This is a genomic window from Mumia zhuanghuii (genome assembly GCF_042681565.1).
GTDB lineage: Bacteria > Actinomycetota > Actinomycetes > Propionibacteriales > Nocardioidaceae > Mumia.
In genome coordinates, this window is record NZ_JBHUFT010000008.1 from 338,681 (window position 1) to 358,656 (window position 19,976).

Below are 19,976 nucleotides of genomic sequence, written 5' to 3' on the forward strand. Positions count from 1 at the left end.
CTGCGCCACCGACTCGAACTGCGAGAAGCCGGCGGCCGAGGTGATCTCGCGGATCTTGGCCGGACCGGCTTGGGTCCCCAGCGCCAGGCCGACCTCCTGCGACAGCGACGCCGGGGTGCACAGGAGCGTCGAGAACCCGTAGTACGCCCGCCCGACCGGGTTGAGGTTGTCCTCGACACGGTCGCCGGCCATCGGCTCGACGATCATCCACACGCCGTCGTCGGCGAGGGCACGGTGCACGTGCCGGGCGGCGCCGACGGGGTCGCCCATGTCGTGGAGCGCGTCGAACGTCGTCACCACGTCGTACGGGGTCTCGTCGAGCTTCTGCGCCGACGTCGCCTCGAACCGCACCCGGTCGGCGACGCCGGCGGCCTCCGCCCGTTCGCGCGCGACGTCGATCGACGCCGCGTGGTAGTCCGAGCCCACGAACCTCGAGCGAGGGAACGCCTCGGCCATGAGGATCGTCGACGCGCCGTGCCCGCAGCCGATGTCGGCGACCGTCGCGCCGTCACGGAGCTTGTCCGCCGCGCCCGCGGCCGGCAGCCAGTCGTCGACCAGGTGGGCCAGGTAGCTGGGACGGAAGAACCGCTCGCAGCCGACGTGGACGTCCGAGTTGTGCTCGTGCCAGCCGAGACCGGCCGAGTCACGCGCCGCCTCGACGATGTGCGCCGAGTCTGCGACCGTGCCGAGCGCGATCTGGAACAGGCCCGGCAGGAAGGCCGGGCTGGACTCGTCGGTGAGCGCGATCGCGTGCTCGGCAGGGAGCACGTAGCGGCCGGTGTCTGGCTCGTACCGGACGAAGTCCCCGGCGGCCTGCGCGTTGAGCCACTCCCGGGCGTACGGCTCGGCCGTCCCGGTGCGTTCGGCGAGCTCCGACGGTGTGAGTGCGCCGCCGTCGGCCAGCGCGCGGTAGTAGCCGAGCTTGTCTCCGAGCACTACCAGGGCGGCGTTGAGCGTCGCCCCCACCTCGTCGACTGCCCGGAAGACGAACCCCATCAGGACGCCTTCGTCGATCGGCTCTGTGTCGATCTGTGCGGTCATGTCACCCTCCTAGGTGAGCTGTGCGATGCCGTGAACGCTAGGAGCGGGCAGCGGCCCGTCGCATCAGGTGACCCCCCTGGTCCCAAACCGGCCCGGCACGGCCTCGCGGATGGCTAGCCTCGGAGCATGCTCGTCGGACGAGCGCGGGAGTCGGCCGCGATCGCGGACCTGCTGGCGCGCGCTCGGCGCGGGTCCAGCGGTGTCCTCGTCGTCCTCGGAGAGGCGGGGATCGGCAAGTCGACGCTGCTCGACCAGACGCGTGAGACCGCCGCCGATCTGCACGTCCTCGCGGCCGCTGGCGCCGAGCCGGAGCGCGACCTGCCGTTCGCCGGGCTGGCGCAGCTGCTCCGTCCGGTGCTCGGCCACCTCGACACGCTGCCGGCGGTGCAGGCCGACGCGCTCGCGCAGGCGCTCGCCCTCCAGCCCGGGGAGCGGGGCAACGGGCCGGCGGGCCCGGGCGAGAGGTTCGCGGTCTCCGCGGCGACCCTGGGGCTGGTGAGCCGTGCGGCCGAGGACCACCCGCTGCTGCTGCTCGTGGACGACCTGCACCACCTCGACCGGCCGTCGGTCGACGCGATCCTGTTCGCCGCACGCCGCCTCCTCACCGACTCCGTCGCGGTCGTCCTCGCGGCACGGCCCGGCGAAGGGGTCGACGAGCTCGTGGCCGATCTCGACCGGCTCGACCTGGGCGGCCTGACGCACGACGAGTGCCGTACGCTCGTCGCCCCGCGCGGGCTGTCGTCCACGCAGGTCGACCGGCTGCACGTCGTCAGCGGCGGCAACCCGTTGGCGGCGCTCGAGATGGCCCGCCGCCCCGACCTGCTGGCGCGAGACCTCGGTGCGGTGCCGGTGCCGCGGCTCATCGAGCAGGCCTTCACGGGCCGGCTGGACGCTCTGAGCCCTCCCGCACGGACCGCGCTGACCGTCGCCGCGCTCGCGGGTGACCTCGACCTCGCGACCGTCGGGAGAGCATGCGCGGCGGCAGGGAGCGACCTCGACCGCCTCGCCGAGGCCGAGGAGGCCGAGCTGGTCGAGGTGGAGCCCGGCCGGGTCCGGTTTCTCCATCCCCTGATGCGGGCGTCGCTCGTGCAGGCGACCGCCCCTGCGTTGCGGCGTCGCCTCCACCGCACCCTCGCGGAGGTGCTGCCCGCCGGTGATCTCGACCGGCGCGCGCTCCACATCTCCGCGTCGACGATCGGGGCCGACACGGACGCGGCGACGGTGCTCGACGAGGCGACCGCCTCAGCGGCCCGCAGGCGCGCGTACGCGGTCGCCTCGGGCTGGGGCGAGCGTGCGGCGCACGCGAGCGCCGATGCGGGCGAGCGCGCCCGGCGCCTCACGCTGGCGGGGGAGCACGCCTGGCTCGGCGGCCTCGCGGACCGCGCGCTCGAGATCTTCGGTGAGGCGGTCGCCGCGGCGCCGGACGAGCAGGCGCGACGCCGGGCCCTCGCGCTGCGCGGCGTGGTCAGCGCGAGGTGCGGCTCGCTCGTCGAGGCGCGTGACCTCCTGCTCGAGGCGTCGCTCCCGATCTCTGCCGACGACCCCGATCTGGCGGTGCTCCTGCTCGCCGAGGCGGTGTACGCCTGCGTCTACCTGGGCGATGCGGCGGCCGTCCGTACCGTCCTCACGCGGCTCGACGCCTACCAGGACAGGACCGAGCATCCACGCAGCCGGATCCTCGGTGACCTCGCCGCGGGCATCGGCCGCGTGATCATCGGCGAGGGAGACGCAGGAGCCGAGCGGATCCGGCGGGCCGTGTCGGCGTCGGGCACCGGTGACCTCGTCGACGACCCGCGCTGGCGGGCCTGGGTGCTGCTCGGCCCGATGTGGCTGCGCGAGTCGGGCGAGGCGAGGGCGCTGGTGGAGGCGGTCGTGACCGACGCGCGCGAGCAGGCGGCCGCAGGAACGTTGCCCTTCCTGCTGTTCCACGCGGCGCGCGACGACGCGGCGACCGACCGCTGGACCTCGGCGGAGGCCGCGTACCGCGAGGCGATCGCTCTCGCCCGCGAGTCCGGCCAGCGCACCGACGAGGCGATCTCCCACGCGGGCCTCGCCTGGCTGCTCGCCCGTCGCGGTCGTGAGGACGAGATGCGGGCGGAGGCGGAGGAGGCCGAACGCCAGTGCGTGCGCAGCCGGCTCAACTTCGGTCGTACGTGGCTGCGGTTCGCGTGGGGCGACCTCGCCGCGGGCCTCGGCCGGTACGACGACGCCGTCACCTCCTACCGCGACCAGCAGTCCCTCGTACGGCACCTCGGCGTCGACGATGCCGACCTGTCACCGGCGCCCGAGCTCGTGGACTGCCTCCTGCGGGTGGGCGAGGTCGGCGCCGCGCACGCGGAAGCGGTCGCGTTCGAGGCGCTCGCCGACGCCAAGGGCCAGCCCTGGTCGCAGGCCCGCGCACACCGGGCGGTCGCGCTCGTCGGGATCGACCCCGAGGAGCGGTACGAGGCCGCGCTGGCGCAGCATGCCCACAGCCCCGACACGTACGAGCGGGCCCGGACCCAGCTGGCGTACGGGGCTTATCTGCGGCGCGCGCGGCGGCGGACCGAGGCTCGGACGGTCCTGCGCGAGGCCCTCGACACCTTCGACCGCCTCACGGCCGCCCCGTGGGCCGAGCAGGCGTCGGCCGAGCTCGCGGCCACAGGGGAGCGCGCGCAGCGCCGCGCGGTCGGGGCCGAGCAGCCGCTGACGCCCCAGGAGCTGCAAGTGGCCCGGTTGCTGGGCGACGGACGGACGACGAGAGAGGCGGCCGCGGCGCTCTTCCTGAGCCCCAAGACCGTCGAGTACCACCTGCGGCACGTCTACATCAAGCTCGGGATCTCCTCGCGCGCCGAGCTGGCCGAACGGCTCAGTGAGGACGCCGAGCTGCGGCAGTGAGGGTGGCTCAGCTCGCGCGTCGCTGGGCGACGAGCAGACCGTCGCCCACCGGCAGCAGCGCCGGGAGGAACCGCTCGTCGTCGAGCAGCGCCTTGCCGAGCTCGCGGATGGCCACCGTGTCCTCGTCGCGACGCGCCGGATCGGCGACGCGGTCGTGCCAGAGCGCGTTGTCGAACGCCAGCACGCCACCGGGGCGCAGCAGGCGTACCGCCTCCTCGACGAAGAGCGGGTAGTCGCGCTTGTCGGCGTCGACGAACACCAGGTCGTAGCCGCCATCGGCGAGCCGGGGCAGCACGTCGAGCGCGGAGCCGGAGATGAGTCGGAAGCGGTTGGGAGCGATGCCTGCCTCGGTCAGCGTGGCACGAGCCAGACGCTGGTGCTCGGCCTCGCGGTCCACCGAGGTGAGGACGCCATCAGGGCGCATCCCGCGCAGCAGCCAGAGACCGGAGACCCCCGTGCCGGTCCCGACCTCGACGACGGCTCCGGCGCCGGAGACGGAGGCGAGCAGCCGCAGAGCGGCGCCTCCGCCCGGTCCGATCGGGGCGACGCCGACCTCGTCCGCACGCGCGCGAGCGTTGAGCAGGTGCTCGTCCTCGATGACGAACTCCTCGGCGTAAAGCCAGCTCTGCGGTGTGATCGCGGTGGCGATGACGAACTCCTCTCGGACGCCGGGACACCCGGCACTGCGCCACAGCCTAGGGCATCAGGACGGTCCGGCCGGGCACCGTGGACCGGAACGACAGACGTGGCGTCCCGCGCTCCGACGGCGTGTGAGATGCGCCACGTCGGGCCGCAGAAGAGCGGATCGGCGTCATAGGGAACCTCCAGGGCCGTCTCATCGTTGTCTCAGATTGTTGGGAGACGATCAGGGTCCGACCAACACAGGAGGTCGTCAGACGATGGGCACGACCACGCAGCCCGCCGACACCCAGCCCTCGAACGACGGGGGCGTCGGCACCTGGGAAGAGATCGTGGAGCAGCACTCCGCGCGTGTCTTCCGGCTCGCCTACCGCCTCACCGGCAACCAGCACGACGCCGAGGACCTCACCCAAGAGGTCTTCATCCGTGTGTTCCGCTCCCTCGACTCGTTCAAGCCCGGCTCCTTCGAGGGTTGGATCCACCGCATCACGACGAACCTGTTCCTCGACCGCGTTCGCCGGAAGTCGAAGTTCCGCTTCGACCGCTTCGCCGAGGGCGCCGAGGAGCGCCTGACAGCTGCCGACCCCTCGCCCGAGCGGGTCTGGAACGACGCGACGCTCGACGCCGACGTGGAGGGCGCCCTGGCGGCGCTGCCCGACGAGTTCCGCGTCGCCGTTGTCCTCTGCGACATCGAAGGACTGTCGTACGAGGAGATCGCCGACGTCCTCGGGGTCAAGCTCGGGACCGTCCGCTCCCGCATCCACCGCGGGCGCAAGCAGTTGCGCGTCTCCCTCGAGCACCGCGCGCCGTCCGGCTCCCGGACCCGGTTCGCCGGCCCTCTTGACCCGGTGGTGGCGCCGCGCTGATGGCACACCTGGGAGATCGCGTCGCCGCCTTCGTCGACGGGCAGCTGCCCCCCGACGAGGCGGAGCGTGCCCAGGACCACCTCGCGGCCTGCGAGGCGTGCCGCGAGGCCGTGCTCGCCCAGCGCACGCTCAAGCGCCGGATGACCGGGCTCGGGGCGGCTGCGCCGACGCCGTCCACGAGCCTGCTGTCGGCGCTGTCCGACCCGACGCGCCTCGCTGCGGCCGCGCCCCCCTCACGCCTGCACCTGCTCTTCGACCACGCCCTCCTGCGGGCGTCGATCGCCGCGTCCGGCGCCTCGGCCGTGCTGGTCGGGCTCGCCTACGTCGTGGGCGCGCCCCACGCTCCCGTGGACACCGTCCTGCCACCGGTCGACCGGTTCGTCGCGCAGTTCCGCGGCGAGGCCGATCCCGTCCAGCAGACTGTCCGCTCCTCCGCGACCGACCCCGGCACGGAGGTCTCCCTGGCGATCGCCCCGGGGCATGCGATCGCTCCGGCGAGCACCGATTCCGCCGAGGCGGTCTCGCTCCTCGAGCAGGCGCTGGGGTCCGCGGTCAGCGTCCGCCTCCTGGCCCACCGCTACGACCTGTCCGTCGCGCCGTCGGACGTGCCCGGGCGCACCGAGGTGGTCGTTGCTTCTGCCGGCCACCGCATCGCCTCGTACATCCTCGACGATGTCGAGGGGCGGCTCCAGCGGGTCGTGCGCTACGCGCAGTCGGCGCGCGACGACGCGGCGCTGCGCGCGATCTTGCCCGTCTCGCGAGAGACGGGCGTGCAGGCCGCCATGCCGGCGATCCCGGCGTCGGTGGACTCCGTCGTCGAGGATGCTTCCGACGCGCAGGCGTCCCGCGAGGCGGCTTCCGGCGAGAGCGCCGTCGACGGGACGCCGATGAGGGCGTCCCTCGCCGATCGGATTGATGCGGCCACGATCCACGAGCTCGCCTCGGTCGGGTGGCCGTGCCACGACCGGCTCGGCACCGCGCTCGAGCGCGTCTCCGCCCGCTGGGTCGATCTCGCCGGCGACAAGGCGATCGCTCTCACCTACACGGACGGCGTCTCGACCCTCACGGTCTATGAGCAGAACGGCGCGCTCGACGACAGCGCCACCGCGGGATTCCAGCACAGGAACGTCGCAGGGACGTCGGTGTGGGTCCGGCCGGGGACGCCGTCGGTCGCCACCTGGGACTCGCAGGGCATCGTCTTCACGGTCGTCACCGACGGCCCTGTCGACCGCCTCCGCGAGGCGTTCGACCACCTGCCTCAGCAGCCGCGTCGAGACGGCGCGCTCGACCGCGTCCGTACGGGGCTGGCCCGGCTCACGTCCTGGGTGACCCCGGGCGAGAGCCCGACGCGCTGATCAGGTCGCGTCGACGTCGAACGGCGGCGGCTCGCCCGGCTCGAGACGCTTCTGGGCCGGCGACGCCGTCGTTCCTGACGGGGCCGACGGGGTTGCCGACTCGTCGTCGTCGACTGCCCCTTTGACCATCTCGCGCGGGTCGAGGCCCTTGAGCTCGTCGCGCAGCGTCGTGAAGTCATCGCCCATCTCGCGCTGGAGGTCGGACTTCGCGTTGTCGGCCATCTGGCGGACCGTACGGACGAAGCGTCCGAGCTGCCGTGCAAAGTCGGGCAAGCGGTCGGGCCCGAACACCACGATCGCGACGATGGCGATCACGAGGATCTCCGCTACGCCGATGTCGCTGAACATGCGCGAAGCCTAGCCGCGATGAGGCGTACGGTCAGCGACCGGTCGGCGCGAGCCCGAGCTGCATGCCGGCAAGACCGCGTGTACGGCCCGACAATGTCGACGCGATCTGCGTGAGCGCCTTGCCTGCGGGGCTCTGCGGGGCCGAGTCGACGATCGGCACGCCGGCGTCTCCGCCGACCCGCATCTGCTCGTCGAGGGGGATCTGGCCGAGAAGCGGCACGTCGTACCCCAGGCGCTGGCTCAGCGTCGTGGCGACCTTCTGGCCGCCACCGGAGCCGAAGACCTCCATGCGCTCGCCGTTGGGGAGCTCGAGCCACGACATGTTCTCGACGACGCCGACGACGCGCTGGTGCATCATCGAGGCCATCGTGCCCGCGCGCTCGGCCACCGAGGCGGCGGCGTCCTGCGGGGTGGTGACGACGACGACCTCGGCGTTCGGCAGGTGCTGGCCGAGGCTGATCGCCATGTCACCGGTGCCCGGAGGCAGGTCCAGCAGCAGCGCGTCGAGGTCGCCCCAGTAGACGTCGGAGAGCATCTGGACAAGTGCGCGGTCGAGCATCGGGCCACGCCACGCGACGACCTGGTCCTTGCGGGGCTTGAGCATGCCGATGCTCATCACCAGCATCCCGCGGACCGGGACGGGCATGATCATGTCCTCGACCTGGGTCGGACGGGCGTCGCCGACGCCGAGCATGTCGGGGATCGAGTGGCCATAGATGTCGGCGTCCACGATGCCGACCTTGAGGCCCTGCGCAGCCAGCGCCGCGGCGAGGCTGACGGTGACCGAAGACTTGCCGACGCCGCCCTTGCCGGAGGCGATCGCGTACACCTTGGTGAGCGAGCCCGGTTTGGCGAAGGGGATCTCGCGCTGCGTCTGGCCGCCGCGCAGCACCTCTTGCAGGTTCTTGCGCTGCTCGTCGTTCATCACGCCCATGTCGACGACGACGTCGGTGACGCCGGCGACCTTCATGACCGCGGCGGTGACGTCACGCGTGAGGGTGTCCTTGAGCGGACAGCCGGCGACCGTGAGCAGCAGGTGCACGATGACGTTGCCGCCGTCGATGTCGACGCCTTCGACCATGCCGATCTCGGTGATCGGACGGCGGATCTCGGGGTCGTTGACGGTGGACAGCGCGTCGTTGACGGCGTCCGGGTTCACGACGGTCTCTACGGCCATGACATCGATGCTACGTGCGTGGGGGAAGTCACCTCGGCGTCGGGTCGACCTGGCCGTCGGCCTGCTCGTCCTCGGGCCCCGCGAGGCGCTCCTCGATGTCGCTGACCAGCCCGCGCAGCTCCGAGCGCATGAAGTCGCGCGTCGCCACCTCGCCCAGCGCCAGCCGCAGGCTCGCGACCTCGCGGGCGAGGAACTGCATATCGGCGTGCGCACGAGCGGTCTGCTCGCGGTCCTGCTCCTGGGTGACCCGGTCACGGGCCTCCTGCCGGTTCTGGGCGAGCAGGATGAGCGGGGCCGCGTACGAGGCCTGGAGCGACAGCATCAGCGTGAGGAAGATGAACGGGAACGGGTCGAAGCGCAGATCGTCGGGAGCCAGCGTGTTCCAGAGGAACCAGGCGGCGACGAAGACGGTCATCCAGGCGATGAACGTCGCCGTCCCCATGAACCGCGCGAAGCCCTCGGCGAACTTGCCGAACGACTCCGCGTCCATCCGGCGACGGCCCTCGCGCCGCCAGCCCCGGCCGGCCTCGCGGGGCTGGTCGAGACGGACGCGGCGGTCGTCGCGGTCGCTCATCGCGCCACCTCGGACTCGTGGTCGCGCCAGCCTTCGGGCAGCAGCTCGTCGAGGACGTCGTCGACGGTGATCGCGCCGACCAGGTGCTGGGACTCGTCGACGACCGGGCAGGCGACGAGGTTGTACGTGGCGAGGATGCGGGCGACCTCGTGCAAGGAGGTGTCGGGACGCGGCCAGTCGATGTCGTTGACGGCGATCGAACCGACCAGCGACGACGGGGGCTCGCGGAGCAGGTGCTGGAAGTGCACGATCCCGAGGAACCGCCCGGTCGGCGTCTCGACCGGAGGACGGGCGACGTACACGAGCGCGGCCAGCGACGGCGACAGCTCGGGCTCGCGGATGCGGGCCAGGCACTCGGCCAGCGTCGCGTCCGGCGGCAGGATCACGGCGTCGGAGGTCATCAGACCACCGGCCGTGCCCTCCTCGTAGACCATGAGGCGGCGTACGTCGTCGGCCTCCTCGGGCTCCATGAGCGCGAGGAGCTCCTCGGCCGTCGCGAGCGGGAGCTCGGCGATGACGTCGGCGGCGTCGTCGGGCGACATCTCCTCGAGGACGTCCGCGGCGCGCTCGGGATCGAGGCGTCCGAGGATCTCGACCTGGGCGACCTCGGGCATCTCCTCGAGGACGTCGGCGAGCCTCTCGTCGTCGAGCTCGGCGGCGATCTGCGTGCGGCGCTGGATCGGGAGCTCGCGCAGCGCGTTGGCGAGGTCAGCGGGGCGCATCGTGTCCATCGTCGCGAGCAGGTGAGTGGCCCCCTGGGACGGCTGCTCGCCCGCGAGGTCGGCCACGTCGTTCCAGGCCACGACGACCCCGTGGCCCCGGCGGCTGAACCTCTTGGAGCGCTCGCGGACCGCGACGTCGGTGAGATACCAGTCGTGGGTGCGGTCCTGCTCCATCGCGACGTCGTACACGATGCCCTCGAGCTCCTGCGACGGCACGCGGACCGTACGGTCGAACAGCTCGCCGAACACGAGCGTCTCGGTCTGGCGTTGCTCGAACCGCCGGAGGTTCAGCACGCCCGTCGTGATGATCTGGCCACCCTCGAGGGACGTCACGCGGGTCATCGGCAGGAACACGCGTCGACGGCCGAGCACCTCGATCACCAGCCCCAGCACTCGGGGGAGCCGGCCGGCGCTGCGCTGCGTGACGACGACGTCGCGCAGCTTGCCCACCTGGTCCCCCGCGGGGTCGAAGACGGCGTGCCCGGCCAGCCTGGCGAGGAAGATGCGGCTCGTCGAGGTCACGGGGTCAGCCTAGACCCGGAAGCCCCCTCACCCGCGCACGTACGACACCCCGCCACCGCAGTGCGGTGACGGGGCGTCGGATGCTGCCGGGTGAGCGCGAGATCAGCTCTTGCCGCTGGTGGTGAAGATACCGGCCGAGGTGGTGCGCGTTCCCTTGACGACGAAGCGGTACTTGTAGCGCTTCGAGCTGCGGAAGGAGTAGGTCACCTTGCCCTTGCGGTTGAGCTTGAGGGTCTTGACCTTCTTCCACTTGCCGCCGGCCTTGCGCTGCAGGACGACCTTGGTCTTGTAGCGGCCCCACTTGCCGTTGGTGTTGTACTTCTTCAGCGTGATCTTGGCGACCTTGCGGCTGGAGTTGGACCAGCTGCGGATGTTGCCCGACGCACGGAGGTCGGACTTGATCGCGAAACCGCCGCCGGCGACGCTCGGATCGGTCGCCGTGTAGGTGTTCGTGCCGTCGTACCAGGTGACCCGGACGTTGGCGATGCGGAACGCGCCGCGGCCCCATCCGTTGCGGAACGAGAACGAGGTCTCGGCCCACGTGTAGCCCGAGGACGAGACGTACGCGATCTGGAGGTTGCTCTGCAGCTTGGTCGAGCCGCGGTAGACGTCGGCGTAGACCTTGGCGTTGCCGTACTGGCCCAGCAGGGCGCCGTTGACGACCTGGCCCACGGTGCCAACCTTGACGGTCTTGGTCGAGGCGTTGATCGCCGAGCCACCGTAGCTGTAGCCGACGTTGATCCGAGAGATGTCGAGCGGGCCTGCGGCCGACCGCGCGTTGGCCGACTGCGGGGTGATGTCGATCGCAGCGGACGCCGGCGCGAGCAGGGCGCCCGAGAAGACGAGCGCGGCGCCGGTCATGGTGACCGCGGCGCTCTTGAGGAGGGTCTTCACAGAGGGGGTGCCTTCCTGGGGCAAGACGAATAGTGCGACAGCAACATAACCCATGAAAGGTGCAGGTCGAACCCACTTCTTGGTGGTAGAGGCTTCAACGAGTGCGGGCGGAACCCAGGGGTTCGAGACGGACCACGACGGACTTCGATGTCGGGGTGTTGGAGCCGAGGGCGACGGAGTCGAGCGGGACGAGCGGGTTCGTCTCCGGGTAGTACGCCGCGGCGGTGCCACGCGGCACGTCGTACGCGACCGTCCTGAAGTCCGTGACGCGGCGGGTCGACCCGTCCGACCAGACCGAGACGACGTCGACGACCGCGCCGTCGTCCAGGGCCTGCGCGGCGAGGTCCTCGCGGTGCACGAACACCACTCGGCGACCACCCTCGATGCCGCGGTAGCGGTCGGACAGCCCATAGATCGTCGTGTTGAACTGGTCGTGGCTGCGCAGCGTCTGCAGGAGCAGGTGACCGTCGGGCACGTGCAGCACCTCGATCGGCGACACGGTGAGCACCGCAGCGCGCTCACGGGTCGCGAACGTCAGCGAGTCGCGCGGCGGGTGCGGCATGACGAAGCCGCCCTGACGCTCGGTGTTGACGTCGTACCCCGCACACCCCGGCACGACGCGCGCGATGTGCTGGCGCACCACGGTGTAGTCGTCGCGCATCTGCGCCCACGGGATCACCGGCGCCGACGCGCGGCGCGACAGCGTCTCCTCGGCCAGGTGCGAGACGATCGCCGTCTCGGACAGGAGCATCTCGCTTGCCGGCTCCAGGTTGCCGCGGGAGGAGTGCACGACCGACATCGAGTCCTCGACGGTCACGTGCTGTTCACCGGACGGCCGGCGGTCGATCTCGGTACGGCCGAGCGTCGGCAGGATCAGCGCGGTCCGCCCGCACACGAGGTGCGAGCGGTTGAGCTTGGTGGCGACGTGGACGGTCAGGTCGGTACGGCGCAGCGCGTCCGCGGTCACGTCGGTGTCCGGAGCGGCGTGGACGAAGTTGCCGCCGAGCGCGACGAAGACCGAGACCAGGCCGTCGCGCATCGCGCGGATGGTGTCGACGGTGTCGTAGCCGGGCTCGCGGGGCGGCGCGAAGTCGTACTCGGCCGCGAGCGCGTCGAGGAAGTGCTGCGGCGGGCGCTCCCAGATGCCCATGGAACGGTCGCCCTGGACGTTCGAGTGGCCGCGTACGGGGCAGAGCCCGGCGCCGCGCCGCCCGAGGTCGCCGCGGACGAGCGCGAGGTTGACGACCTCCTTGATCGTGGCGACCGCGTTGCGGTGCTGGGTCAGACCCATCGCCCAGCACCAGATCGTCGCGTCCGACTCGCGCAGCATCTGGGCGGCCTCGGTGATCTGCGCGCGCGACAGGCCGGTCGCCACCTCGACGACGTCCCAGTCGACCGCGCTGACGTGCGCGGCCCACGCGGCGTACCCGGTCGTGTGCTGCGCGACGAACACATGGTCGATCGCGTCCCACTCCACGAGCAGCGCGCCGATCGCCTGGAGCAGCGCGAGGTCGCCGTTGACTCGTACGGGCAGGTGCAGGTCGGCCAGCGGCGTCCCGGAGCCGACGACACCACGGGGCTTCTGGGGGTTCTTGAAGGCGACCAGCCCGGTCTCGCGCAACGGGTTGATGCTGAGGATCTTGGCGCCACGCCGCTTGGCGGTCTCCAGGGCCGACAGCATGCGGGGGTGGTTGGTGCCGGGGTTCTGGCCGGCGACCACGATCAGCTTCGCGTCGTACAGGTCGCGCAGCTGCACGCTGCCCTTGCCGATGCCGATCGTCTCGAGCAGCGCCACGCTCGTCGACTCGTGGCACATGTTGGAGCAGTCGGGGAGGTTGTTGGTGCCGAAGGCGCGGACGAAGAGCTGGTAGGAGTACGCGGCCTCGTTGGAGGTGCGCCCCGAGGTGTAGAACGCCGCCTGGTCGGGGGAGTCGAGCGCGTTCAGATGGTCGGCGACCAGCGCGAACGCGTCGTGCCAGCCGATCGGCTCGTAGTGCGTCGCGCCCGGGCGCTTCACCATCGGGTGCGTGAGGCGGCCCTGCTGACCCAGCCACAGCTCGTCGTGGGCGTCGAGGTCGGCGATCGAGTGGCGCGCGAAGAAGTCCGGCGTCGCGCGGGCCCGGGTGGCCTCCTCGGCGACCGCCTTTGCGCCGTTCTCGCAGAACTCCGCGACCGAGCGGTGCTCCGGGTCGGGCCACGCACAGCTCGGGCAGTCGAAGCCGCCGACCTGGTTGAGACGGCGCAGCGTCTTCGTCGCGCGGACCGGCCCCATGGCGCGGACGGCACGGTCGAGCGCGACAGCGACACCCGTGACCCCGGCGGCGGCGTGCTTGGGGTGGCTGACCTCCAGGTCTGGCTCGGGTGCCGGTGGCTCGCTCACGACTCGCTCCGGGGCGACAGGTGCGGGGCGCGGCGCTGGCGGTGGAGCGCGAACGGGCGCCCGCGGACCGTACGGGCAGGGGACTCGAGCGGCTGCTGGCGCTGGTCGGAGTGTCCGAGATGGCCGGGCGACGCGAGGAGGTCCGTCGGGCGGAGACGGACGACGACGCACTCGCGGGCCCAGCGCGCGACCGCCTCGTCGGGCTCGAAGAGGTTGAGCCGCTCCGAGGCCAGCAGCGCCGTCACCTCGACCCAGTCGGGGTGCTCCGGGTCGATGACCTCGATTGTCGCGCGGACCTGGGCGACCTGGGCGCGCGTCGACTTCGCCCGCAGGTCGAGCACGACGTCGGGCTGTTCTTTGATCCCCGGGAGCGGCTGCTCGTCACCACCGGCCACGACGCACGCCGCGTCCTCGAGCCACGCGTGCCAGACGGGGTGCCACGTGCCGTCGTACACGATCCACATCAGGCCCGACTTCTTGGCGACCTCGGCGACGAACGCCCTGCGAAAGAGGGCGTCAAACTCTTCGTCGGACGGCTCGGCGGGGTCCATGAGCGCCAGCATAGGCCTCTCTCCGCCAGGACACAGGGCTTCGACCCACGGGCCCGTACGGCAGCGCATACTGCGGACGTGAACGTCCTCCTGGCCACGGTCGCCGTGCTCGGCGTCTCCCTGTCCGGCCCCCTGATGGCCGGGACACAGGCGCCGGCGCTCGCGATCGCGTTCTGGCGCAACGCGCTGGCCGAGGTCGTCCTGCTCCCGGTGGCCGCCACCCGGAACCGGCGCGAGCTGCGGTCGCTGACCCGCGCCGACGTCCGAACCTGCGTCCTCGCGGGCGTGGCGCTGGCCGTGCACTTCGCGACGTGGGTCAGCGCGCTCAAGCTGACGTCCGTCGCCGCGGCGACGGCGCTGGTCTCGATGCAGGTCGGCTGGGTCGCGCTGATCGGACGGCTGCGCGGGACGCGCATCCCGCTCACCGTCGTCCTGGGGCTGCTGATCTCGTTCGGGGGCGTCCTCGTGATCACCGGAGTCGACCTGGCCCTCTCGCGGGACGCGCTGGTCGGCGACCTGCTGGCCGTGGTCGGCGGGCTCAGCGCCGCGATCTACACCGTGACGGGGGCGCGGGCGCGCGAGACGCTCACGACGACCTCGTACACGCTGCTCTGCTACGGCGTCTGCGCCGTCCTTCTCCTGGTGGCGTGCCTCGTCGGGGGAGTGCCGTTGACGGGGTTCGGGGCGGGAGCATGGGCCGGGATCATCGCGGTCACGGTCACCGCGCAGCTGCTCGGGCACTCGGTGATCAACCACCTGCTCGCCGTGATGAGCCCGATGCTCGTCTCGCTGCTCCTGCTGCTCGAGGTGCCCGGCGCTGCCCTGCTCGCGGCGGCGCTGCTCGGACAGGCGCCGGGGATGGGCGTTTACGTGGGGCTGGGACTGATCCTCGCCGGCCTCGCGGTCGTCGTCACGCGCCGGCCACCGCGTCGTACAGACGTCCCGGACTCCGACTGAGGCAGGCGTGAGAAGCAGGTCACACTCGTACGCATGTTACTAGTCGTTAACACTACTCGTAGGTACAGTCAGGCCTGATCCCGTCCCCGCTGCACCGAGGTGACCCGTGTCCGTCGAAAACAAGGCGCTTCGCTCGCGCCGCTCCTGCCTCGCCGTTCCCGGCTCGAACCCGCGCTTCCTCGAGAAGGCCAAGGGTCTGCCCGCCGACCAGGTCTTCCTCGACATCGAGGACGCGGTCGCGCCGCTGGCCAAGCCCGACGCCCGCAAGAACATCGTCGCCGCGCTCAACGAGGGTGGCTGGGGCGACAAGGTCCGCGTGGTGCGGGTCAACGACTGGACGACCCAGTGGACCTACCGCGACGTGATCGAGGTCGTCGAGGGCGCCGGCGCCAACCTCGACTGCATCATGCTGCCGAAGGTGCAGACGGCCGAGCAGGTCGTCGCGCTCGACACGCTGCTGACGCAGATCGAGAAGACGATGGGCTACGAGGTCGGCCGCATCGGCATCGAGGCGCAGATCGAGAACGCGCTCGGCCTGACCAACGTCAACGCGATCGCCGCCGCGTCGCCGCGTGTCGAGACCATCATCTTCGGCCCCGCCGACTTCATGGCGAGCATCAACATGAAGTCGCTCGTCGTGGGCGAGCAGCCCCCGGGCTACGACGTCGGCGACGCCTACCACCACATCCTCATGAGCATCCTCATGGCGGCACGGGCGTACGACAAGCAGGCCATCGACGGGCCTTACCTCCAGATCCGCGACACCGAGGGCTACCGCCGCGTGGCGTCGCGCGCGGCTGCGCTCGGCTTCGACGGCAAGTGGGTCCTGCACCCCGGCCAGGTCGACGTCGCCAACGAGGTCTTCAGCCCCCGCCAGGAGGACTACGACCACGCCGAGAACATCCTCGACGCATACGACTGGTTCACCTCCGAGGCCGGCGGCAAGAAAGGCTCGGCGATGCTCGGCGACGAGATGATCGACGAGGCCTCGCGCAAGATGGCCCTCGTGATCTCGGCCAAGGGACGCGCTGCCGGCATGCAGCGCACCACCACGTGGGAAGCGCCGACCGACTGAGGTCGTACGACACCTCAGCCGCCGTCGTACGAGAGACAGAGAAGAGAAGAACATGGGTCGCTTGGTCACCACCGACGGTCTGACCGACGTCCAGGAGGAGATCCTCAAGACCGTCCGCGAGTTCGTGGACAAGGAGATCATCCCGGTCGCCACCGAGCTGGAGCACAAGGACGAGTACCCGCAGGCCATCGTCGACGGCCTCAAGGAGCTCGGGCTGTTCGGGCTGACGATCCCCGAGGAGTACGGGGGCCTCGGCGAGTCGCTGCTGACGTACGCGCTGGTGGTCGAGGAGATCGCCCGCGGCTGGATGAGCGTGTCGGGCGTCATCAACACGCACTTCATCGTGGCGTACATGCTCGTGCAGCACGGCACCGAGGAGCAGAAGAGCAAGTACCTGCCGCGGATGGCCACGGGCGAGGTGCGCGGGGCGTTCTCGATGTCGGAGCCGGCACTGGGCTCGGACGTCTCGGCGGTCTCGACGAAGGCGACCAAGCAGGCCGATGGGTCGTACTCGATCACCGGCCAGAAGATGTGGCTCACCAACGGCGGCTCGTCCAACCTCGTCGCGGTGCTGACCAAGACCGACGAAGGTGCCGACTCGGTCTACAAGAACATGACGACGTTCCTGATCGAGAAGGAGCCCGGCTTCGGCGAGACGGCTCAGGGTGTCACCATCCCGGGCAAGATCGACAAGATGGGCTACAAGGGCATCGACACGACCGAGATGATCTTGGACAAGCACGAGATCGCGGCCGACCAGATCCTCGGCGGCGAGCCCGGCAAGGGCTTCTACCAGATGATGGACGGCGTCGAGGTCGGCCGTGTGAACGTCGGTGCCCGTGCGGTCGGCATCGCCAACCGTGCCTTCGAGCTCGGCATCGCGTACGCCCAGCAGCGCGAGACCTTCGGCAAGCCGATCGCGCAGCATCAGGCGATCCTGTTCCGTCTCGCGGAGATGGGCACGAAGGTCGAGACCGCGCACGCGATGGTCGTGCGGGCCGCCCGCAAGAAGGACGCCGGCGAGCGCAACGACGTCGAGGCCGGCATGGCCAAGATGGTCGCCTCGGAATACTGCAACGAGGTCGTCGAGGCGTCGTTCCGGATCCACGGCGGCTACGGTTACTCCAAGGAGTACGAGATCGAGCGCCTCTATCGCGAGGCGGCGTTCATGCTGATCGGCGAGGGCACGAGCGACATCCAGAAGATGATCATCGGTCGCAGCCTGCTGAAGGACTACAAGCAGCGCTGATCACGTCGCGGTGTGCGGCCCGCCGGCCGTACCTCCGTTCGGGTACCCCACGCCAACGCCACTGCCCCTAGCGCACACGCTGGGGGCAGTGGTGTTTCGCTGGGGTACCCCAACGAGGGGTCGTAGCCGAGGAGCCTGTGGACGCCGTACGACGGGTGCTGGCGCGGCTGCGTACGGTGGACGACATGCCGTCCACCACCGCGCCGCCCACCCTGACCCCGTCCCGCGCTGCGGTCGCCGATCGCGTGATCGGTGCCCTTGCAGGCCCGGGCGCGACGCTGCGCGACGACCAGGTCAGCGCGGTCGCCGCGCTGTCCGAGCCGAAGGCGCGCGTGCTGGTCGTCCAGGCCACCGGCTGGGGCAAGTCCGCGGTCTACTGGGCGGCGACCGCGATCCGTCGCGACGAAGGTGCGGGGACCACGCTGGTCGTGTCGCCGCTGCTCTCGCTGATGCGCGACCAGGTGGCGGCGGCTGGCCGAGCGGGTCTGCGGGCGGAGACGCTCAACTCGTCCAACATCGAGGAGTGGTCCCGCATCGAGGAGTCGTTGCGCGCCGGCGACGTCGACGTGCTGCTCGTGTCGCCCGAGCGGCTCGCCAACCCTGGCTTCGGCCGCCGGGTGCTCGACGCGCTCGCGGGCCAGATCGGCCTGCTCGTCGTCGACGAGGCGCACGCGGTCTCCGACTGGGGCCACGACTTCCGTCCCGACTACCGCCGCGTCTCCGACGTTCTCCAGCGGCTCAACCCGGACACCCCCGTGCTCGCGACGACGGCGACCGCCAACGCGCGGGTGACGGAGGACGTGGCGCGGCAGCTCGGAGAGGAGACGCTCGTGCTGCGCGGACCGCTCGCGCGCTCGAGCCTCGAGCTGTCCGTGGTCGACCGGTTGTCGCCCCTGGAGCGCTACGCGTGGGTGGTCGACCATCTGCCGACGCTTCCGGGGTCCGGCATCGTGTACGTCCTCACGGTCGCCGACGCCGGTCGGCTGGCCTCGGCGATCCGCGCCGTGCACGGTGAGGCGGCGCCGGTCGCGGCCTACACAGGTCAGCTCGAGGCGGCCGAGCGCGAGCGCCTCGAGGACGCGCTGCGCCGCAACGAGGTCAAGGCGCTCATCGCCACGTCCGCGCTCGGCATGGGCTACGACAAGCCTGACCTCGGGTTCGTCGTCCACGTCGGCGCGCCGCCGTCGCCGGTCTCCTACTACCAGCAGGTCGGGCGTGCCGGACGCGCCATCGACCACGCGCACGCGGTGCTGCTGCCGTCGAGCGCGGACGACGGCATCTGGGACTACTTCGCCACGGCGACGATCCCTGTCGCCGACCAGGTCGCGCGGCTGCTCGCGGCGATGGGCGACGCGACGCCCGACGCCCCCGCCACGGTCGTGAGTCTGGAGGCAGAGACGGGCCTGCGCCGTGGCCGTGTCGAGCTGATGCTCAAGCAGCTCGCGGTCGACGAGGTCACCGAGCGCGTCGAGCGGGGATGGGTACGCACTGGACGGGAGTGGTCGTACGACGCCGAGCACTATGACGGTGTGGTGGCGGTACGCCGCCGCGAGGCCGACATCATGCGCGCCTATACGCGGGGCGAGCGGTGCTTGATGCAGCTCCTGCAGGAGTCGCTCGACGACCCGGAGGCGACGCCGTGCGGGCGGTGCTCGGTGTGCCGAGACGCGCTCCCGGACGCACTGGCCGCGGCCCCGCAGCCCGAGACCGTACGCGCGGTGGCCGGCGTGCTGCGCGGCCAGGACAACCTGCTCGAGCCGCGCAAGATGTGGCCGGGCGGCACCTTCGGGTCGCGCGGACGCATCGGTCCCGACCGTACGGTCGAGCCCGGGCGTGCGGTGATCCACGCGGACGCGCCGGAGTGGCGCGAGGTCGTCCGCGAGGCGTTCTCGACGGACGCACCGGCACCGCAGGAGCTGCGAGACGCGTGCGTGGGGGTGCTGTCGCGCTGGAAGGGTGACTGGCGTTCCCGTCCGGAGGTCGCGGTCGACCTCGCGGCCGCAGGCTTCCCCGTCCTCACCGCGAGCGTCGCCGACCACCTCGCCCAGGTCGGACGGCTCGAGCGGGCGACGGTGCCGGTCGACCCCGCCGCCGTCCGAGGCGACCTCCGCGACCTGACGTCGGCGGCCGAGGCGGCGCTGTGGCGCGACGCCGTGCAGGTGCCGGCGGAGACGGCCGCCGCGATCTCTGGCCGTACCGTGCTCCTGGTCGTCGACGCCACCGCGTCGCAGTGGCCCGTGACCGTCGTCGGTGGTGCGCTGCGGGCCGCGGGGGCGTCAGCGGTCCTGCCACTGCTCCTGCACCGACGCGTGTGACGGCTCCTCACCGCAGGTGCGTTTGGTCCCAGCCGATGACGAAGTCGTACATCGCCTGCGTCAGCCCGTGGTCGTGCGCCGACGACGGCCTCCACCACACGTCGAGCATGACCCACGCCTCGGGTGAGGTGCCGTTGCCGCGGTCGTTGCGGCCCAGCTTGCGCCGTACGGTCGTCGCGCCGTAGACCAGCCCCACCGGCAGGACGAGCGCGTGGGTCGCGTCGTCGACGGGCACCGCGGTCGGCAGGATCCAGCCGGCGGTGACCGGCTTGCGCGAGGTCGTGTAGGTCAGCAGCCGCCCCTGCGTCGACTGGACCCGCGTGTACACGTCCTCGAAGGGGATGTGGCGGTACTCGCAGGCGGTGACGAACGACTGGACGTTCTCTCGTGCCTGGCTGTCCATTCGGGGAGGCTAGTTGCGGTGTGTTACATCT

General features: G+C 71.4%; 17 protein-coding genes. 7 read left to right on the top strand and 10 right to left on the bottom strand.

Going from position 1 to position 19,976, the window contains the following annotated elements:
- On the bottom strand, positions 1–1,041 hold a 1,041-nt coding region (locus tag ACFSDF_RS09990), incomplete at its 3' end, for a class I SAM-dependent methyltransferase (protein ID WP_377157352.1).
- 126 nt (positions 1,042–1,167) lie between these two features.
- Between ACFSDF_RS09990 and ACFSDF_RS09995 the strand changes: the two genes are divergently transcribed.
- Complete coding sequence (locus ACFSDF_RS09995) at positions 1,168–3,918, top strand: AAA family ATPase (protein ID WP_377157354.1); 2,751 nt, start codon at positions 1,168–1,170, stop codon at positions 3,916–3,918.
- A 7-nt stretch (positions 3,919–3,925) separates the two neighbouring features.
- Here ACFSDF_RS09995 and ACFSDF_RS10000 read toward each other — a convergent pair whose 3' ends face one another.
- Positions 3,926–4,567, bottom strand: a complete 642-nt coding sequence (locus ACFSDF_RS10000; RefSeq protein ID WP_243842928.1) for an O-methyltransferase — start codon at positions 4,565–4,567, stop codon at positions 3,926–3,928.
- Between the two features lie 250 nt (positions 4,568–4,817).
- Between ACFSDF_RS10000 and sigE the strand changes: the two genes are divergently transcribed.
- A complete protein-coding gene (gene sigE / locus ACFSDF_RS10005; protein WP_377157356.1) occupies positions 4,818–5,423 on the top strand; it encodes an RNA polymerase sigma factor SigE in 606 nt (201 codons plus the stop codon).
- Positions 5,423–6,778 (top strand): zf-HC2 domain-containing protein, encoded by a 1,356-nt coding sequence (locus ACFSDF_RS10010; RefSeq protein WP_182397143.1) that lies wholly within the window; start codon positions 5,423–5,425, stop codon positions 6,776–6,778. The genes sigE and ACFSDF_RS10010 overlap by 1 nt, the downstream gene beginning before the upstream one ends.
- Here the strand turns inward: ACFSDF_RS10010 and ACFSDF_RS10015 are convergent, their stop codons facing one another.
- The 7 genes from ACFSDF_RS10015 to ACFSDF_RS10045 form a co-directional block, all read right to left on the bottom strand.
- The gene (locus ACFSDF_RS10015) at positions 6,779–7,126 is read right to left on the bottom strand and encodes a sec-independent translocase (RefSeq protein ID WP_167001963.1); all 348 of its coding nucleotides are present in this window, start codon (positions 7,124–7,126) and stop codon (positions 6,779–6,781) included.
- Positions 7,127–7,157: 31 nt separating this feature from the next.
- On the bottom strand, positions 7,158–8,303 hold the full coding sequence (locus tag ACFSDF_RS10020) for an Mrp/NBP35 family ATP-binding protein (protein WP_167001965.1): 1,146 nt from the start codon (positions 8,301–8,303) through the stop codon (positions 7,158–7,160).
- A gap of 28 nt (positions 8,304–8,331) precedes the next feature.
- Complete coding sequence (locus ACFSDF_RS10025) at positions 8,332–8,877, bottom strand: DUF1003 domain-containing protein (RefSeq protein ID WP_167001967.1); 546 nt, start codon at positions 8,875–8,877, stop codon at positions 8,332–8,334.
- Entirely contained in the window at positions 8,874–10,121 is a 1,248-nt protein-coding gene (locus ACFSDF_RS10030) for a magnesium transporter MgtE N-terminal domain-containing protein (protein WP_243842899.1), read from the bottom strand. The genes ACFSDF_RS10025 and ACFSDF_RS10030 overlap by 4 nt, the downstream gene beginning before the upstream one ends.
- 102 nt (positions 10,122–10,223) lie before the next feature.
- A complete protein-coding gene (locus tag ACFSDF_RS10035; RefSeq protein ID WP_167001969.1) occupies positions 10,224–11,015 on the bottom strand; it encodes a hypothetical protein in 792 nt (263 codons plus the stop codon).
- A 94-nt stretch (positions 11,016–11,109) separates the two neighbouring features.
- Entirely contained in the window at positions 11,110–13,395 is a 2,286-nt protein-coding gene (locus ACFSDF_RS10040) for an FdhF/YdeP family oxidoreductase (RefSeq protein WP_167001971.1), read from the bottom strand.
- The gene (locus ACFSDF_RS10045; protein ID WP_167248822.1) at positions 13,392–13,946 is read right to left on the bottom strand and encodes a hypothetical protein; all 555 of its coding nucleotides are present in this window, start codon (positions 13,944–13,946) and stop codon (positions 13,392–13,394) included. The genes ACFSDF_RS10040 and ACFSDF_RS10045 overlap by 4 nt, the downstream gene beginning before the upstream one ends.
- 78 nt (positions 13,947–14,024) lie before the next feature.
- Here ACFSDF_RS10045 and ACFSDF_RS10050 point away from each other — a divergent pair, with 78 nt between their 5' ends.
- The 4 genes from ACFSDF_RS10050 to ACFSDF_RS10065 all read left to right on the top strand — a co-directional run bounded on the left by ACFSDF_RS10050 (position 14,025) and on the right by ACFSDF_RS10065 (position 19,542).
- Positions 14,025–14,903 (top strand): DMT family transporter, encoded by an 879-nt coding sequence (locus ACFSDF_RS10050; protein WP_167248820.1) that lies wholly within the window; start codon positions 14,025–14,027, stop codon positions 14,901–14,903.
- Between the two features lie 106 nt (positions 14,904–15,009).
- A complete protein-coding gene (locus ACFSDF_RS10055) occupies positions 15,010–15,978 on the top strand; it encodes an HpcH/HpaI aldolase/citrate lyase family protein (protein WP_167001977.1) in 969 nt (322 codons plus the stop codon).
- Between the two features lie 52 nt (positions 15,979–16,030).
- Positions 16,031–17,227 (top strand): acyl-CoA dehydrogenase family protein, encoded by a 1,197-nt coding sequence (locus ACFSDF_RS10060; RefSeq protein WP_167001979.1) that lies wholly within the window; start codon positions 16,031–16,033, stop codon positions 17,225–17,227.
- Between the two features lie 185 nt (positions 17,228–17,412).
- On the top strand, positions 17,413–19,542 hold the full coding sequence (locus ACFSDF_RS10065; protein ID WP_167248816.1) for a RecQ family ATP-dependent DNA helicase: 2,130 nt from the start codon (positions 17,413–17,415) through the stop codon (positions 19,540–19,542).
- A 7-nt stretch (positions 19,543–19,549) separates the two neighbouring features.
- Here the strand turns inward: ACFSDF_RS10065 and ACFSDF_RS10070 are convergent, their stop codons facing one another.
- Positions 19,550–19,945: a hypothetical protein gene (locus tag ACFSDF_RS10070; RefSeq protein WP_167001981.1), complete on the bottom strand. Its 396-nt coding sequence runs from the start codon at positions 19,943–19,945 to the stop codon at positions 19,550–19,552.
- Between the last annotated feature and the right edge of the window lie 31 nt (positions 19,946–19,976).

Coding starts and splice junctions, on each gene's coding strand:
- ACFSDF_RS09995 (WP_377157354.1), top strand. CDS start 1,168: ATGCTCGTCGGACGAGCGCGGGAGTCGGCCGCGATCGCGGACCTGCTG.
- sigE (WP_377157356.1), top strand. CDS start 4,818: ATGGGCACGACCACGCAGCCCGCCGACACCCAGCCCTCGAACGACGGG.
- ACFSDF_RS10010 (WP_182397143.1), top strand. CDS start 5,423: ATGGCACACCTGGGAGATCGCGTCGCCGCCTTCGTCGACGGGCAGCTG.
- ACFSDF_RS10015 (WP_167001963.1), bottom strand. CDS start 7,126: ATGTTCAGCGACATCGGCGTAGCGGAGATCCTCGTGATCGCCATCGTC.
- ACFSDF_RS10020 (WP_167001965.1), bottom strand. CDS start 8,303: ATGGCCGTAGAGACCGTCGTGAACCCGGACGCCGTCAACGACGCGCTG.
- ACFSDF_RS10025 (WP_167001967.1), bottom strand. CDS start 8,877: ATGAGCGACCGCGACGACCGCCGCGTCCGTCTCGACCAGCCCCGCGAG.
- ACFSDF_RS10045 (WP_167248822.1), bottom strand. CDS start 13,946: ATGGACCCCGCCGAGCCGTCCGACGAAGAGTTTGACGCCCTCTTTCGC.
- ACFSDF_RS10060 (WP_167001979.1), top strand. CDS start 16,031: ATGGGTCGCTTGGTCACCACCGACGGTCTGACCGACGTCCAGGAGGAG.
- ACFSDF_RS10065 (WP_167248816.1), top strand. CDS start 17,413: ATGCCGTCCACCACCGCGCCGCCCACCCTGACCCCGTCCCGCGCTGCG.
- ACFSDF_RS10070 (WP_167001981.1), bottom strand. CDS start 19,945: ATGGACAGCCAGGCACGAGAGAACGTCCAGTCGTTCGTCACCGCCTGC.